The following is a 15,898-nucleotide window of genomic DNA, read 5'->3' as shown; positions in this document are numbered from 1 at the left end:
TGTCAGGCGCCGGACTGCGGCAGGCTTTGCAGGCGGCGCAACCCGAAGAGGTCCTTGATGATGATCTGGCCGCGCTGGCTTTTCAGGAAACCTTCGGCCACCAGCCCCTGCATCAGCCGCGCCACCACTTCACGCGACGTACCCAGATGCCCTGCCAGCTGCTGCTGTGTCGTTTTCAGTACCCCGTCGGACGAGGCGTGCAGCAACACAAAATGCACAAGGCGTTGCCGGTGGTTGAAGGAATGAACGGCATCGAGTTCTGCCATCAACCTGAAAACAAGCGTCGAGAGCGCATGCAGCGTCAGGTCCTGGATGCACGCTTCCTGCTTGAAGAGCTGCCGGTACAACGGACCGGGGATGACGGCGACACGCGTCGCCTTGTCGGCCTGAACCCAGGCGGGATAAAGAAGATCGTTGAACAGGCAGTTGAGCGAGAGCACGCAGGTCTCGCCGGGCTCCACCAGATACAGCGTCGCCTCGGTGCCCGCAGGCGTGATGGTGTACACGCGCAGCCGGCCCGACAGCACGACATAGGCGCCGGAGGCAGGCTGACCCTTGTGAATGATGCCTGTTCCCGCCAGTGCACTCATTGGAACCGCACCCTGGGTTAACAGGTTACGGCCGTCGGCACTCAGGCGGCTGAAAGGCTCGAAAAGGGCAAGTTCACGTAAGACCTGCATATTGCTCCATTCGCGGCAACCTGCCGCACCGTCAAACCATCGGTGCCACGTGGCCACGCTTGATCCATAACAGGGCACCTTCAGAACTGGCCAGGGCGGGCTGCCTGGTGTGTGGATTTCGCAGCCAGCACACCGCGCCGAGGTCCTGCGCACCCGCAGCGCGTGCGTTCGTATCGTCGCCGGCTTCGACACGGACCGAGCCCTCGACGACAAGCATTTCCTGACCGCCATGCGCGTACTGCGCGGCCATGGTACACCCCGGTTCCAGCCGTTCGAGGAATGCGGTTTCCCTGGGGCCCTCGTACAGCAATGCACGCCGATGCCGGGCGATTCCGGCATCCACCCAGGGCCTGTCTGCTGCACGGATGACGACGCGGCGCTGTTCAAGCGGGTCCATCTGCCGCAGCTTGACGAAAATGGTACAGCCCTCGTCGCTGAAGGGCCTGTGGCTGGAGCCCGGCGGGTTGCGCACATAGGTACCGGGGCCGTACGAGCCGTGCTCGTCGGAAAATACGCCGCAAAGCACAAAAAACTCTTCGCCCAGCGCATGCGAATGCGCGTCAAACCGGCTACCAGCCGCATAACGCACGAGTGACGTTGCCAAAGCCACCTCTGCACCGGTACGCTCGAGCATGCGCCGCTCGACCCCGGGTTGCGGCGACGGCAGCCACGGCAGCGACCCGGCCCGTAGGAGGACGGGCTCCGTGCGGTCGGCGTTCACGTGCATCAGCTCCATCAGAACTTCTCCGACGCGGTTCGCAGGTCCAGCTCCTGCGTCCATGCCGTGCACGCCTGTTGCGCCAGCCACAGGAAATTGGCAGCCACGCCGTCGGGCGCCATCACCGGGGCTTCTGCTGCCGCGTAGCGGGATGCGGCAGCAGAGCCGCGAAGCATGCCGTCCAGCACGACGTGGGCCACGTGGATGCCCTGCGGCTGGAACTCTCTTGCCAGTGACTGCACGAGCCCACGAAGGGCAAATTTGCCCGCGGCCATGGCCGCGAAGCGGGCCGAACCGCGCAGCGAAGCCGTGGCGCCGGTGAAGAGCAGGTTGCCGCGCCCCACGGCCAGCATGCCCGGCAGCACGGCCCGGGCGCAGTGCGCCGCCCCGACAGGGCCGGCTTCAAGGCACTCGCGCAGCGCACTCGCCTCCAGTTCAAGAAAAGGAGCAACTGCCAGATGACCCGCGTTGTACAGCAGCGTGTCGATGTGCCCGTGGCGCTCAACCAGGGCCGCGACGGCTTGCGCCACTGCGTCACCATCCGCCAGATCGCAATCTGCGCGCCGCAGGCCCGCCACTTCGTACCCCGCCCCGCTGAACTGCAGCGCGAGCGATTCGCCGAGCACGCCACCGCTTCCCGCGATGAGTGCGAAGGGCCGGCTCACAGCACCCCCAGCAGGCGCCCGATCAACACCAGTGTGGCCGCCCAGCCCGCTGCCCAGGCAAGGGTGCGTGCGCCGGGAACACCAAGCGTGTAAACCAGGTAATGAACGAGCCGCGCAAAAAAGTAGACGGCGCAGGCGATGGCCGTCACCGAATCGGCTCGGCCGCTGGCCTGCACGGCCAGCACGGCCGGCGCAAAAATCACCAGGTTTTCGGTGGCATTGGCCTGGGCCCGCTGTGCGCGCTGGGCCCATTCGACAAGGGGTTTTTCTGTGGCGGTCGGGTTGGCCAGCGTACCGCCCAGCCCGCGCACGGCGATGCGATTGAGGACATAAGGCAAGGCGAACAACGCCGCAGCGGCCAGGGTCAATGCCAGCCAGTAGATTTCCTTGGACATGATGGGTTTTTCCTTCTTCGTGACATGCCGCAATGCGGGCACGAACGCGAAGATAGCCGCGCCGGGAAAAGCGTTCTGTAGCTTTTGCTACAGAGCCACAAAAATCTGGAAGACCTGATCATCCTGCGCAAGGGCAACCGGCTGTCCATCAAGCCGGCGGAGCCAGCGTTGGCGCGTGATTACCAAACTGCTGGCGAAGTAGCCCTCGCAATCAGGGCACGTCGCCCTGCCCGCGCAGCACCTGGCCCGCACCTGCGCATACGGTGTTGCCATCGCGGCAAGCGAGCTGGCCGTTAACAAAAACGGCATCAATACCTGAGCTGACCTCGGTCGGATGCCCATAGCTCGCGTTGGCGTTCACGCGGTCCGGGTCAAAGATGACGATATCGGCGTGATGGCCCGGCGCCAGCGTTCCCCGGCCTGTAAGGCCAAAGCGCCGGGCGCTGAGGCCGGTCATCTTGTAGATGGCTGTCTCGAGCGAAAAGAGCTTTCTCTCGCGCACGTAATGCCCCAGCACGCGGGGGAAAGTGCCCCACAGGCGCGGGTGCGGCCGCACGTCATGCGCCAGGCCGTCGGAGCCGACCATGGCCATCGGGTGGCTCAGGATGCGGCTGACATCGTCTTCACTCATGGCGAAGTAAATGGCCCCCGCCGGCTGCAAGGCACGGGCCACGTCTTCTTCGGTCTGGTTGCGTTCGCGCGCCAGCTCTTTCAGCGAACGGCCGGCCACACCCGGCTCGGGTTGCGACCAGGTCACCAGCACGTCGCTGGACTGCTTCACACGGGACGGCAGCAGCATGGTGGACGAGGCGTTGTAGGGGTAGCAGTCAAGGCACACCGCTTGCCCTTGCGCGGCCTGCTCCAGCAGAGCCAATGTCTGCACAGACCGGCCGTGGTTGGCCGTGCCGACCAGCTTGTGATGGGAGATCACGGTGCCCACACCCAGCTCGCGGCCAATGTGCAGGGCCTCGCGCAGCGCCTCGTCAATGGCGTCGCCTTCGTCGCGAATGTGCATGGCCACGATGCCTCCCGCCGCCTTGAGCTGTGCGCCTACGGCAATCACCTCTTCGGCCGTCGCGGCTTTTGCGGGCGGATAGTACAAACCCGTCGACAAACCAATGGCCCCAGCGTCTAGTGCGGCCGTGAGTTCTGCCGCCATGGCAGCAGCCTCTTCAGGCGTTGCGGCCCTTTCAAGGTCTGCCACGTGCTTGACCCGCAGCGTGGAATGGCCAACAAGGCAAGCCACGTTAACGGCCAGGCTGGACTGGGCCAGCGCGTCGAGGTAGGCCGCAAAACTTCGGTAGACCCAGCCGTCGGTTCCCAGAATGTCCAGCGGCGCTGGCGGGTTGGCGGTTTCCAGCGGGGCCAGGCTGACGCCGCAATTGCCCGCTATGACTGTCGTGACGCCCTGCGACAGCTTGGGGTGCGGGCCCGCCGTGGGCATCAGCAGCAAGCGGTCGTCATGGGTGTGTGTATCAATAAAGCCCGGCGCCACGATGCGCCCAAGCGCACTGACGCGCTCTGTTGCCGGTGCAGATGCCAGGTCGCCGATGGCAGCAATCTTGCCCTGGAATACACCCACGTCGGCACGCAGGCGGGGCGCGCCAGTTCCATCAATCACCTCGCCGCCTTCAATGATGACATCGAACATGCGCGTTCAATCCAGGTGGACGCCGGCGCGCTTGACGACATCCGCCCACATCCGCGTCTCCCGCATGGCGCGGTCAAACAGGCGGTCGGGTGGGCCCATGGTGGTTTCGAAGGAAATGGCGGCATAGCGTTCATTGACGGTGGCATTCCCCAGCACCTTGTTGATTTCGCTGTTGAGCCGCATCACGATGTCCCGCGGTGTACCGGCCGGCGCCACGATGCCGCCCCAGGCCGTCGTTTCATAGCCTTTAACGGACTCCCCGATGGTGGGCACGTCGGGCAACTGCACGCTGCGTGCCCGGCCTGAGACGCCCAGCGCCTTGACGCGGCCGCTCTTGATGTGCGGCGCGATGGACGACAGGTTGTCGAACATCAGGTCGACCTGGCCGCCCATCAGGTCCTGAATCGCCTGCGGGCTGCCGCGGTAAGGCACGTGGGTCATGAAAGTGCCGGTCATGCTTTTGAACAGCTCGCCCCCCAGGTGCCCGGTGGTGCCGTTGCCGGGAGACGCCATGCTGAGCTTGCCGGGCCTGGATTTGGCCAGCGCAATCAAATCGGCCACGTTATTCACGCCAAGGTCGTTGCGCACGACAAGCGCGTTTTGCACATAGCCGATCAACGCCACGGGTACCAGTTGCTTGTCGGGGTCGTACGGGAGTTTGGAGAAAAGGGCTTTGTTGATCGCCAGCGTGACCACGTTGCCGTAGCCCAGGGTGTAGCCGTCCGGTGCGGCCCGCACGATCTCCTGCATGCCGATGTTGCCGCTTGCGCCGGGCTTGTTGTCAATCACAAAAGGCTGCCCCAGCGTCTTCATCAACTCGCCGGTAAGGATGCGGCAAATGTTGTCCGGCGAGCCACCGGCAGAAGACGGCACGATCAACCGGATGGGCCGGTCGGGCCAGGCGGCGCGCGCCAGCAGGGGCGACGCTGCCATCGCCGCGGCACCCAGCGTGAGAAGCGCTCGCCGGCTTGCTTGAAATTCAGTCATGAAGGCCACCTTTAGGGTTGATCAATGAGAAAACTGAATGATGCTTGGACAAATCTTTGGCTACAAACGACAATTTGTCCGTCTTCCATGTTTTTTTCTCATGCACCATGATGCTACGCGCGCCTTCCACGATGTCCCTGCTGTGCCTTGAAGCCAGCGCGCGGCTGCGGTCTTTTACTGCAGCAGCGCAAGAGCTTCACCTGACACAAGGCGCAGTCAGCCGCCAGATCATGGCGCTTGAAAGCCGCCTTGACCTCAAGCTGTTTGTGCGGCGCCGGGATGCGGTGGTCCTGACGGAGGCCGGCCGCTATTACCTGGAAGAAGTCAGCGCCATTCTCCAGCGCCTTGAGCGCGCCACGGCCAATGTGATGGCACTCAAAGGGCGCGGGGGTTCGCTGACGCTGTCGGTCGGCGCATCGCTGGGCAGCTACTGGCTGATTCCGCGCCTGCCGGACTTCACCCGCGCGTACAGCGAAATCACTCTTAACTTCGCCACCCGCGTGGGCTCGGTTGATTTCAAGAGCATGCCGGTAGATGCCTCGCTCGAATTTGGCGACGGGAAACGGCCGGGCCTGCACAACGACTTTGTTTTGCCCCTGGCCATGGCTCCGTATGCCGCACCGGCATGGATAGCCAAAAACGGAAAGTCGCTGACGTCCCGAACGCCTTTATCCGCCCTGGTACACCACACAACGGTATTGGACGCCTGGCAAAAGTGGTTCGACTACGCAGGCATGGAAATCGGCACCGGGCAAGAGGGGCCACGCTATGAGTTGATGTCGATGGCCCTGAATGCCGCGGTGGTGGGCCTGGGCGCAGTGCTGCTGCCTGATTTCATGGCCAAGGATGCGGTCGCCACCGGCCGCTTGCGCCAGCTTTCGAAGAAACAATGGGTGTCTACGCGCGGCTACTACCTGGTATATCCAGAAGAGTCGGCCGGGCTTGAAGCCCTCAAGGTATTTCGCACCTGGCTGCTGGCGGAAGCGACAGCTGGGCAGGTCTGAGACAAGGGCAAGTTGCAGGCCTATCCGCCGGCAGACTTGAGCGCCACCAGCACCACAACGACCACAGCCAGAACCAGCGAAACACCCCGCCAAAACGCCACCGGGTTGCGCTCAAGCAAGGCCGGACGGGTCTTGTCCAGGAATGACTGGTTGGGGTGACGCAGGTCGTACAAGAACTCCGACAGCTCACCATAGCGCTTGGCGGGATCGGGGTGAACGGCCTTGCGCAGCACGCCGTCTATCCATGCGGGTATGTCACGGTCTTCGTACAGCACCGAGTCATAGCGCAGCTTGCTTTGCGCGGCCCGGGTCCGGCATTTGGCCACTTCAGCGCCGTAGGGCAGCTTGCCCGTCAGCATCTGGTAGGTGATGACCCCGAGTGAGAACAGGTCTGAGCGCGTGGTACCGCCCTCGCCCACAAAATACTCCGGCGCCGAATATTGGGCCGTGCCCAGGATGTCGTTGTGCCCGCCGGGCGCATCTGCTTCCACTAGGCTGGCTACGCGGGTTGATCCAAAGTCAATGATTTTCGCCGTACCGGTCTTGTCGATCATGACGTTCTCGGGCCGCAGGTCCTGGTGCAGCATCTCCAGCCGGTGAAACGCGCGCAGGCCTTTGGCGATTTGCTCCACCAGCCCACGCACGGCTTCCAGGCCGGGCCGGGGGTTGTCAATCATCCACTGGCTCAGCGTTTGCCCGTCGATGTATTCGGTGGCCACATACACATAGTGGCGCTTTCGGGTCGGTACATAGGGCTTCAGCACATGTGCGCTGTTGATGCGCCGGGCGATCCACTCTTCTGTCAAAAACCTTTCAAGGTAGGCCGCGTCGCCACCCAGGTCTATCGACGGGGTTTTCAGGATGACAAGCGCACCCGTTTCGTTGTCTGTGGCCAGGTAGATGTGGCTGCGACTGCTGCCGTGCACTTCGCGGATGATGGTGTAGCCGTCAAACTGCGTCCTGGCCTCCAGGATGGGCGGAAGCGGCAGGCCCGACAGCTGCTGGAGCAGCTCGCCGGCCTGCCCGTTGGGCAGCTCATCGACGCGGACAATTTGTGCCGTGAGGTTGTCGCCACTGCCTCGCTCCAGGGCTTTTTCGACGATGGACTTGGCTGCCATATCCAGCCCGCCAGGCTCGTCGGCACAGATGTGGATGAGGCCGGCCATGTCGTATTCGCTGACGTGTTCATACACGCCGTCGGTGGCCAGAAGAAAGATGTCGCCCTGCTCCACCTGCTGGGTCTGGTAGTCGATCTCAAGCTGCGGCTTGAAGCCCAGCGCGCGGCCCAGATAGCTTTGGCCCTGGGAAATCCACACACGGTGGTCGTTGGTCAGTTGTTCCAGCGCCTTGCCGCGCAGGCGGTAAATGCGTGAATCACCGACATGAAAAATATGCGCAGTGGTCGACTTGATGACCATGGCACTCAGGGTGCACACATAGCCTTTGTCCTTGTCGTAGCGGTACTGGCTTTTCTGTGTCTGCGCATGCAGCCAGGAGTTGGTGGCGCTCAGGATCCGCTCGGCCGATGTCTTGACCGACCAGGCTTCCGAGGTGCAGTAATAGTCCTCAAGGAAACCGGTGACGGCGTACTGGCTGGCCACGTCGCTGACGGCACTGCTGCTGATGCCGTCGGCCAATGCAATGGCAATGCCCTTGGCGCTCAGTTGCGGCTCTTTGGGTACATAGATGCCGTGGAAATCCTGGTTGGTTTCCTTGCGGCCCTTGTCCGAATACTGGCCTGCCGATATCTTCAGTTCACTGGACATGTGGGGTACCGGCAAAGCCCCCGCGCATCTTTGTATCTTGCATGCGCGGGAGCTTTTGTTTTGAAAGCAGATTATTTAAAGGAACGTGACGGTCCGGTTTTAATGTGCGTGGCATACAGCGTCAAGCCGGTGAAGGCCAGGCCGCCCACCAGGTTGCCCAGCACCGTCGGAATTTCGTTCCAGATCAGGTAGTCCATGATGGTGAAATGCGCGCCCAGCAGCAGGCCGGACGGGAACAGGAACATGTTCACGATGGAATGCTCGAACACCATGTAGAAGAACAGCATGATGGGCATCCACATCGCGATCACCTTGCCGCTCACCTGGGTGGAGATCATCGCCCCCACCACGCCGGCCGACACCATCCAGTTGCACAGCATGCCGCGCACGAACAATGTGAGCATGCCGTTGGCGCCGTACTTCTGGTAGCCCAGCGTGCGGTTCTCGCCCACAACGCCGATGGCCTTGCCCACGGCGTTGGGCTCGGTCGAAAAGCCGTTGGTGACGTAGATTGCCATCATCACGGCCACCGTGAAGGCACCCAGGAAGTTGCCGGTGAACACCAGGCCCCAATTGCGCAGAACGCCCTTGACCGTGACGCCCGGGCGTTTGTCGATCAGCGCCAGCGGGCACAGCACGAACACGCCGGTGAGCAAGTCGAAGCCGAACAGGTAGAGCATGACAAAACCGACCGGAAACAGCACGGCGCCCAGCAGCGGCTGGCCGGTTTGCACGTTGATGGTGACGGCGAACCAGGCCGCCAGCGCCAGGATGGCGCCGGCCATATAGGCCCGGATCACGGTGTCGCGGGTAGACATGAAGATTTTGGATTCACCCGCATCCACCATCTTGGTCACAAATTCCGAAGGCACTAAATAAGCCATACGATCCCTCTAAATCCTGTTTTGCCAAAAAAAAATCCACTTCGAGATCTTCAAAAAGATTGAAGACCGAAGTGGACGCCGTTATCCATTCAGATCGATTGGGCACCGCGAAGCTCGCTTTACCCTGCGCAGGCCTTCGTCAGCCTGACCTCAGGGATGCAAGCACATACCGTGCCGCTAGCAAAACACCGCGGATCCGGCCTTGCTGGCCCCCGGAGGCACTGCGGAGGCGATTGCGTCGCCCCAAATTTGTGCATTTCAACGCCATTGACAAATATTTTGGTGCCAACCGTTACATCGTCTGGCCACCCAGGCGCTGGCTTGGACGATGCGCACCCGGCAGCACCACAGCTTTTCGACGGGCAGATGATTCATGAAGCTGACATGTCCTGCCAAAAGAATAGGCGCTCCAACGCCACTACTTTTTCTGGAGAAACCCATGGATCGCCGACAATTTGTTAATTCGACTGCTGCCGTGTTGGGAGGCTCGGCCATGGTGCTTCCCCGCCTCGCCAAGGCGCAGTCAGCCCCTGCCCTCATCACGCGCGAAGCCATGCGGCCCCAAATGGCCCACGGGGTTCAAAGTGGCGACCCAAAAGCGGACGGCGCGGTGATATGGACCCGCAGCGACCGGCCTTCACGCCTTTGGCTCGAGTGGGCAACGACCGCCAGTTTTACCAATGCCACGCGCGTGCGGGGCCCTTACCTGATGGACGACACCGACTTCACCGGGCGCGTGGACCTGACGGGCCTGCCGGCGGGCCAGGAAATTTTCTACCGGGTGGTGCTGCAAGACCTGCATAACGAACGTGTGCTGTCTGAAGCCGTGGCCGGCCACCTGCGTCTGCCTGCCGGCGCAGGGGCCAAGGCTGTACGCGACGTGCGCTTCACATGGAGTGGCGATACGGCCGGGCAAGGCTGGGGCATCAACGAGGCATGGGGCGGCATGAAAATCTACGAGCAGATGCGAAAGGTCAACCCTGACTTCTTCCTGCATTGTGGCGACACGATTTACGCCGATGGTCCCATCACGGCGCAGGTCAAGCTTGCTGATGGTTCCCTCTGGAACAACGTGGTCACCGAAGAGGTCAGCAAGGTCGCGGAAACACTCAACGAGTACCGCGGCCGCTATCGCTACAACCTGATGGACACCAATGTGCGCCGCATGGCAGCTGAAGTGCCGCAAATCTGGCAATGGGATGACCACGAGGTGGCCAATAACTGGTCTGACTCCAAAGACTTCGGTGCCGACAAGCGTTACACCGAAAAGAATGTGCCCTTGCTGGTGGCGCGCGCCACCCGGGCCTTTCATGAATTTGCGCCCATACGCCGTACCGCCGACGTGGAGAGTGAGCGTGTGTACCGCCATTTGCCCCAAGGCCCCCTGCTGGACATGTTTGTGGTCGACATGCGCAGCTATCGCGGTCCCAACAGCCATAACCTGCAAACCAGCGAAACCGAAGAAAGCGCCTTTATGGGCCGCCCTCAAGTTGCCTGGCTGCTGGACGGCCTGAAGCGCTCAAAATCGGTCTGGAAAGTGATCGCCGCCGACATGCCCATCAGCCTGCATGTGGACGATGGCAAAGACAGCGACGGCCGCAGCCGCTGGGAAGCCATCGCCAACGGTGACGATGGCGTCCCCCTGGGTCGCGAAATCGAAATTGCGCGCCTGCTGCGCGAGATCAAGCGTGCCGGCATCAAGAATGTGGTGTGGCTGACGGCCGATGTTCACTACACCGCCGCGCATTATTTCGACCCGGCCAAGGCCAGGTTCAATGATTTTTCGCCATTCTGGGAGTTTGTGTCGGGTCCGCTCAACGCCGGTGGATTTGGGCCCAACAAAACCGACGCCACCTTCGGCATGCAGGTGATGTACCAGAAAGCCCCCACCGAAGTGAACGCGCCACCCACCAACGGCATGCAGTTCTTTGGCCAGGTCGACATCGACGCGAAAACCAGGGCCATGACAGTCACCTTGAAAGACCTGGCCGGCGCGTCGCTTTACACCAAGACACTGGCGCCGCAACGCGCCTGACCGGCTGAAACACGAGGCCGCGTCAAAGCCGCGGTAGCGCAGTCAGCTTCGCTGCGTCGGCAGTGCTCTGGTGCACTGGCCGGCAGCAACTGAATGCGTCACTTGCCTTCCATTAACTTCACCAGCGCCCACAACACCCGGTTCGCCGGCGTGGCCACACCCAGCGCTTCACCGCGCCTGACGACCAGCCCGTTGAGGTAGTCGATCTCGGTGGGTTTGCCGCGCGCCAGGTCTTGTGCGGTGGATGACAACTGGTTGGGCATGCTGCCGGCCAGCTTGTCCACGGCCAGGTGCATGTCGCCCTGCACCTGCACGCCTTCGGCCTCTGCCACGGCCAGGCATTCGGCCACCACGTCGCGCATGACGTCTTTCACGCCCTCGCCCTGCACGGTTTTGCCGTACGGCAGCTGCGCGATGGCCGAGACGGCGTTGTAAGCGCAGTTGAGGATGAGTTTGGCCCACAACGCGCCGCGCACATTGCTGGAGATTTCAACCGGCACACCGGCTGCGATGAAGGCCTGGGCCACGGCCTCGCTCCGGCTGGCCGGCTCAATCACCAGCTCGCCGCGGCCGTGGTGCCTGACGTGGCCGGGGCCGGCCATTTCGGTAGCGACGTACACCACGGCGGCAGCCACTGCATGCTGCGGCAGCACAGTGCGCAGGCGGTCGGCGTTGTCGACGCCGTTTTGCAGGCAGAGCACCAGCGCATCCGGCGCCAGGTGCGGCCGGATCAATGCACCGGCCGCTTCGGTGTCGGTGGACTTCACGCAGAACAGCACCAGGCCGGCGCCCTGCACGGCGGTGGGTTCGCTGCTGGCGGCCAGGCGCACGTGTTCGTCGAAAGTGCGGGTTTCCATGTGCAGGCCGTCACTCTGAATGGCGTCAGCATGCCGGGGCCGGGCGATCAGCACCACGTCAAGCCCCGCACGGGCCAGCATGCCGCCGTAATAACAACCAACGGCGCCTGCGCCCATCACGGCGGCTTTGAGGGATTGGGTCATGGGTGTCTTTGCCTTCAATGAGATACGGAAACGGAAGGGGAAACGTAAAAAGGAATTGTGGGCGAAGTCTGCCGCCCTTGCCGGCGACCGGGCCTCTTAGCCCGGGCCGCCGGTAAAGCGCCGGGCCAGTTGGTCGCGCTCGAAGGCCTCGACCACAAAATCGATGAACACCCGCGTCTTGACAGGCATCTGGCTGCGCGTGGCGTAGTAAATCGAGATCACGCCGGCATCGACATACCACTGCGGCAGCACCCTGACGAGTTCACCGCGCTCCAGCAAAGGCAGTACATCGGGCAAAGCCACGAGCGTCACGCCCAGGCCCAGCAACGCTGCCGCGCGCATGGCCGTCGGGTCGTTCACCACCACCGAATCCATGAAACCTGCCGGAACTTCCGCGCCGGCCGCATTGCGCATGACCCACTGGCGAACCCGGCCCGTTCCGCTGGAACGCAGGGCGATGCCTTTGAGCCCGGCCAGGCCCGCGGGGTCGGCCGGGGCCTGCTGGCCTGCCATATAGGCGGGCGATGCCACGGCGACCAGGTGGATCGGGGCCAGTGCGCGCGACACCACGCCTGGCGACAGCTCAAAGCCGCCGCCGATGGCCGCGTCATACCCCTCGGCGATCAGGTCGACCGGGCGGTTTTCAAAGTACCAGTCAGGACGTATGAGCGGATAACGGTCCAGGAAGGCCGGCAGCAGCGGCACGATGTAGTCGATGCCAAAGGTGGGCGACATGCTGACCTTGAGTTGACCTGCGGGGGCGCCGCTGTCGCTGGAGATGGCCGCGATGGCGGACTGCAGCGCGTTGAGGTTGCCGCTGATCGAGACCAGGAAGCGTTCACCGGCTTCGGTCAGCGTGAGTTTGCGGGTCGAGCGCTGAAACAGTCGCACGCCCAGGTTTCGCTCCAGCATGGCGACGTTGCGGCTGACGGCGGCAGGCGTCAGGGCCAAGCGCCGTGCCGCCTCAGAAAAGCTGCGGCCTTCGGCGCTGCGAATAAACGATTCGAGGTTGGCCAGGGTTTCCATTTCCCCATCTTAAAGCAATGATTGAAAATAATTCAATCAATTACCTGCTTATCAAAAGGCAATCAAAAACCCATCATTCACCCATCAACAACCAAGGAGTGAATTTATGTCTACCCCCTCAACCCCATCCAGCACCCCCAGCATCGGGATCATCGGTGCCGGCGCCATCGGCACGGCATTTGCCAAAACCCTGGCCCGCCAGGGCATCCATGCCACGCTGTCCAACAGCCGCGGCCCGGACTCGCTCAAAGACATCGTGCGCGAACTCGGCCCCACCATCCACGCCGGCACCGTCAAGGAAGCCGCCACAAAAGACATCGTGCTGGTGGCCGTCAACTGGGGCCGCCTGCCTGAAGCGCTGGCCGGTTTGCCCAACTTTGGCGGCCGTGTCGTCATTGACGCCAACAACGCGGTCGAAGGCCCTCCTCTCCGGCCCGTTGAGTTGAACGGCCGCGCCTCCAGCGAAGTGTTTGCCGAGCTGGTGCCCGGCGCGCGCGTGGTGAAGGCCTTTAACCACCTGGTCGCCCAGTTGCTGGCCACTGACCCCGCCGACCAGGGCGGCAAACGCGTGCTGTTTTTCTCGGGCGACGACGCCAAGGCAAAGGCGACCGTGGCGGCACTGATCAGCCAGCTCGGGTTCTCGGGAATCGACCTCGGCACTTTGGCCGTGGGTGGACGCCTGGCGCAGTTTCCCGGCGGCCCGCTGCCCATTCTCAACCTGGTGCAGTTCGGGTGAAGCCGCAGCAATCGCTATCAAATCAATAGCTGCTTGCGCTCGTCTCTATTGGCCTGCAGCCCGTTTTGACACTCAAAAAAGGCCTTTCGAGGCCTTTTTTTGGGGTGTTTCAGGCCCGCGGCAGCGTGATCCGGGCGCAGAGGCCCCCGCCGTCGGCAGGCAGCAGCTCAAACTTGCCGCCGTGCGCGCGCACGATGCGGTCCACGATGGCCAGGCCCAGCCCGGCGCCCGGCGGGCCGGTGCGTGTGCTTTCAGCGCGGCGAAAGGGTTGCTTCAAGGCCTCGGCCTGCCCGGCGTCAATGCCGGCGCCGTGATCCGTCACCGCTATCCAGACCGAATCGCCCTGCGTACCGGTGGCCATCGTGACCGGCGGCAGGCCATGGCGCCAGGCGTTTTCAACCAGATTGGTGAGCACGCGGCGCATCGCACGCGGGCGCAAGGGCACCGGCGGCGGGTTGCCGCCCTGCAGCGCCACCGGCATGCCGTGGCCGGCCGAGGCGGCCGCCACCTCAGCCGCCAACACATCCAGCGCCACCGGCGCCAGCGCTTCGCTTTCGGTGCTGCGGGCAAAGTCCAGGAACTGGCTGATGATGGCGTCCATTTCTTCCACGCCGCGTGTCATTCGGGCCATCAGCTCATCGTCGCCTTGACCGGCTTTTTCGGCCTTGTCGCGCAGGATCTCGATGCCCAGGCGCAGCTTGGTCAGCGGTGTGCGCAGGTCGTGCGACACCCCGGCCAGCATTAGCGCTCGCTCGTCGTCGGCCTGGGCCAGGCTGCGCACCATCTGGTTAAAGCTGCGGCTCAGGTCGGCGATTTCCGTGGGGCCGTCTTCGGGCAGCGGCTGCGGGCTGGTGCCGCCCGCCAGCGTGTGCGCCGAAGCCATCACGCGGCGCAGGGGCTGGTTCAGGTAGCGGTGAATCAGCAGCGCGCCCAGCAAGGCCAGCAAGGCGCTGGCGAGCGATGTCACGACCCAGGCGCCGGTGAATTCACGCGCCGGCAGCACGCCGGGCAGGTTGACCCAATGGTCGGCGCCGTCCAGGCGCAGCCGCACCGCCAGGCTGCCGCCGGCTTCGCGGCGCCAGATGATCTCGGAGCCCTCGCCTTCCAGCGCGATGCCGCGCGAGGCTTCATTGACGAAGCGCCGCTCAAGCCGGCTCAGCAGCCGGCGTTCGCCACGTCCGTCACCCTCGTCGTCATCGGCAATGCCCTGCATGGCGCGGCGGTTGAACTGCGCGACAAAAGCCTCGCGCTGCGCGGGCGACATGGCGGCCAGGCCGGCACGGATGGAACTGACATTGCGCGCCACCGCCACCGAGAGCTGCGCCAGTCGGGGCTTGATGATCAGCTGGCGCACCAGCAGCGCGCTGGCCAGCTGGCCCACCACGATAAGCACCACGATCAGCAGCACATTGCGGCCGAACAGGCTGCGCGGAAACAGCTTCATGGAAATAGCCTCACGGCTTGCCCGCCTTGCCGCTTTTTGCCGCACCGCCTTCCGGCACAAACACATAACCCACGCCCCACACGGTCTGGATGTGCGCCGGCTGGGAAGGGTCTACCTCGATCAGCTTGCGCAGGCGCATGACCTGCACGTCGATGCTGCGGTCGGTGGCTTCGTGGTCGCGGCCATAGGCCAGCTCGATCAGCCTGTCGCGGCCCAGCGGCCGGTTGGGGTGCAAGGCCAGCGCCTGCAGCAGGCTGAATTCACCGGTGGTGAGTGGCACGTCTTCGCCGTTTTTTTCCAGCCGGCGTGCTTCCAGCTTTAAGGTAAAGGCGCCAAACTGCACCGTGCCCTGGCCGGGCAACGGGCCGCTGTGCGCGCCCAGCATGCGCTGCCGGCGCACCAGCGCCTGGATGCGGGCCAGCAGCTCACGCGGATTGAAGGGCTTGGGCAAGTAGTCGTCAGCGCCCATTTCCAGCCCGACGATGCGGTCCACCGGGTCGCCCCGAGCGGTGAGCATGACGATGGGAATGGTTTCACCCTGTGCGCGCAGACGGCGGCACACCGCCAGCCCGTCTTCGCCCGGCATCATGACGTCGAGCACCAGCACGTCAAAACGTTCGCGCGCCAGCAGGGTGTCCAGGGTTTTGGCGTCTTCGAGTGTGCGCACGGCGTAACCCTGGTCGCTCAGGTAACGCTGCAACAGGCTGCGCAGGTCGGCCTCGTCGTCGACCACCAGGACCCGGGCTAGCGGCTCGCTCATTGTGAAGGGCCTGTTTGCAAAAGCGCGCTGAAAACAACCATAAGAAAACACCCCGCCGCAAGAAAGATGCCCCATGGTAGCGGCCCGCGCGGGGCCACCGGCCCGGCAAATCATGACAAACGATGACAAAGCCGGGATTTGTTCAT

Annotated in this window: 15 protein-coding genes; 3 read left to right on the top strand and 12 right to left on the bottom strand. The window is 63.4% G+C overall.

Translation table 11 applies throughout. From position 1 onward, the window contains the following. Nucleotides 1–2 precede the first annotated feature (2 nt). From AC1DZE_RS21415 to AC1DZE_RS21390, 6 genes are all read right to left on the bottom strand, one after another. The gene (locus tag AC1DZE_RS21415) at nucleotides 3–737 is read right to left on the bottom strand and encodes a Crp/Fnr family transcriptional regulator (protein ID WP_477669453.1); all 735 of its coding nucleotides are present in this window, start codon (nucleotides 735–737) and stop codon (nucleotides 3–5) included. Next, nucleotides 712–1,461: a cupin domain-containing protein gene (locus AC1DZE_RS21410; RefSeq protein WP_477700517.1), complete on the bottom strand. Its 750-nt coding sequence runs from the start codon at nucleotides 1,459–1,461 to the stop codon at nucleotides 712–714. The genes AC1DZE_RS21415 and AC1DZE_RS21410 overlap by 26 nt, the downstream gene beginning before the upstream one ends. After that, on the bottom strand, nucleotides 1,416–2,063 hold the full coding sequence (locus AC1DZE_RS21405) for an SDR family NAD(P)-dependent oxidoreductase (RefSeq protein ID WP_477673789.1): 648 nt from the start codon (nucleotides 2,061–2,063) through the stop codon (nucleotides 1,416–1,418). Before AC1DZE_RS21405 ends, AC1DZE_RS21410 begins: the two co-directional genes overlap by 46 nt. Then, nucleotides 2,060–2,458 carry an MAPEG family protein gene (locus AC1DZE_RS21400; RefSeq protein ID WP_477673790.1) on the bottom strand — a complete coding sequence of 133 codons (399 nt, stop codon included), beginning with the start codon at nucleotides 2,456–2,458 and terminating at the stop codon, nucleotides 2,060–2,062. Before AC1DZE_RS21400 ends, AC1DZE_RS21405 begins: the two co-directional genes overlap by 4 nt. Before the next feature lie 211 nt (nucleotides 2,459–2,669). After that, on the bottom strand, nucleotides 2,670–4,109 hold the full coding sequence (locus AC1DZE_RS21395) for an N-acyl-D-amino-acid deacylase family protein (RefSeq protein WP_477700516.1): 1,440 nt from the start codon (nucleotides 4,107–4,109) through the stop codon (nucleotides 2,670–2,672). A 6-nt stretch (nucleotides 4,110–4,115) separates the two neighbouring features. Continuing rightward, nucleotides 4,116–5,096: a Bug family tripartite tricarboxylate transporter substrate binding protein gene (locus AC1DZE_RS21390; RefSeq protein ID WP_477674163.1), complete on the bottom strand. Its 981-nt coding sequence runs from the start codon at nucleotides 5,094–5,096 to the stop codon at nucleotides 4,116–4,118. Between the two features lie 107 nt (nucleotides 5,097–5,203). On the opposite strand from AC1DZE_RS21390, the gene AC1DZE_RS21385 reads away from it, so the two are divergent. Continuing rightward, nucleotides 5,204–6,100, top strand: coding sequence for a LysR substrate-binding domain-containing protein (locus AC1DZE_RS21385; protein WP_477669448.1), 897 nt, complete (start codon nucleotides 5,204–5,206; stop codon nucleotides 6,098–6,100). A 20-nt stretch (nucleotides 6,101–6,120) separates the two neighbouring features. Here AC1DZE_RS21385 and AC1DZE_RS21380 read toward each other — a convergent pair whose 3' ends face one another. Further along, on the bottom strand, nucleotides 6,121–7,866 hold the full coding sequence (locus AC1DZE_RS21380) for a bifunctional protein-serine/threonine kinase/phosphatase (protein WP_477673857.1): 1,746 nt from the start codon (nucleotides 7,864–7,866) through the stop codon (nucleotides 6,121–6,123). A gap of 71 nt (nucleotides 7,867–7,937) precedes the next feature. Further along, nucleotides 7,938–8,750 carry a formate/nitrite transporter family protein gene (locus tag AC1DZE_RS21375; protein WP_477669446.1) on the bottom strand — a complete coding sequence of 271 codons (813 nt, stop codon included), beginning with the start codon at nucleotides 8,748–8,750 and terminating at the stop codon, nucleotides 7,938–7,940. Between the two features lie 439 nt (nucleotides 8,751–9,189). Here AC1DZE_RS21375 and AC1DZE_RS21370 point away from each other — a divergent pair, with 439 nt between their 5' ends. After that, nucleotides 9,190–10,785 (top strand): alkaline phosphatase D family protein, encoded by a 1,596-nt coding sequence (locus tag AC1DZE_RS21370; protein ID WP_477669445.1) that lies wholly within the window; start codon nucleotides 9,190–9,192, stop codon nucleotides 10,783–10,785. A 98-nt stretch (nucleotides 10,786–10,883) separates the two neighbouring features. Here AC1DZE_RS21370 and AC1DZE_RS21365 read toward each other — a convergent pair whose 3' ends face one another. Then, on the bottom strand, nucleotides 10,884–11,786 hold the full coding sequence (locus AC1DZE_RS21365; RefSeq protein WP_477669444.1) for a ketopantoate reductase family protein: 903 nt from the start codon (nucleotides 11,784–11,786) through the stop codon (nucleotides 10,884–10,886). Between the two features lie 96 nt (nucleotides 11,787–11,882). Further along, on the bottom strand, nucleotides 11,883–12,812 hold the full coding sequence (locus AC1DZE_RS21360; protein WP_477673773.1) for a LysR family transcriptional regulator: 930 nt from the start codon (nucleotides 12,810–12,812) through the stop codon (nucleotides 11,883–11,885). A gap of 106 nt (nucleotides 12,813–12,918) precedes the next feature. Here AC1DZE_RS21360 and AC1DZE_RS21355 point away from each other — a divergent pair, with 106 nt between their 5' ends. After that, complete coding sequence (locus AC1DZE_RS21355) at nucleotides 12,919–13,548, top strand: NADPH-dependent F420 reductase (protein ID WP_477673774.1); 630 nt, start codon at nucleotides 12,919–12,921, stop codon at nucleotides 13,546–13,548. A 109-nt stretch (nucleotides 13,549–13,657) separates the two neighbouring features. On the opposite strand, the gene AC1DZE_RS21350 is transcribed toward AC1DZE_RS21355, so the two are convergent. Both AC1DZE_RS21350 and ompR read right to left on the bottom strand, forming a co-directional pair. Beyond that, nucleotides 13,658–14,992, bottom strand: a complete 1,335-nt coding sequence (locus tag AC1DZE_RS21350) for an ATP-binding protein (protein ID WP_477700515.1) — start codon at nucleotides 14,990–14,992, stop codon at nucleotides 13,658–13,660. A 10-nt stretch (nucleotides 14,993–15,002) separates the two neighbouring features. Then, the gene (ompR, locus tag AC1DZE_RS21345) at nucleotides 15,003–15,752 is read right to left on the bottom strand and encodes an osmolarity response regulator transcription factor OmpR (RefSeq protein ID WP_477674002.1); all 750 of its coding nucleotides are present in this window, start codon (nucleotides 15,750–15,752) and stop codon (nucleotides 15,003–15,005) included. Nucleotides 15,753–15,898: the final 146 nt, after the last annotated feature.

The organism is Polaromonas sp. P1_F1 (assembly GCF_056405795.1).
Note: the sequence above shows the minus strand (reverse complement) of the source record. Positions and strands in the feature narration are given on the sequence as shown.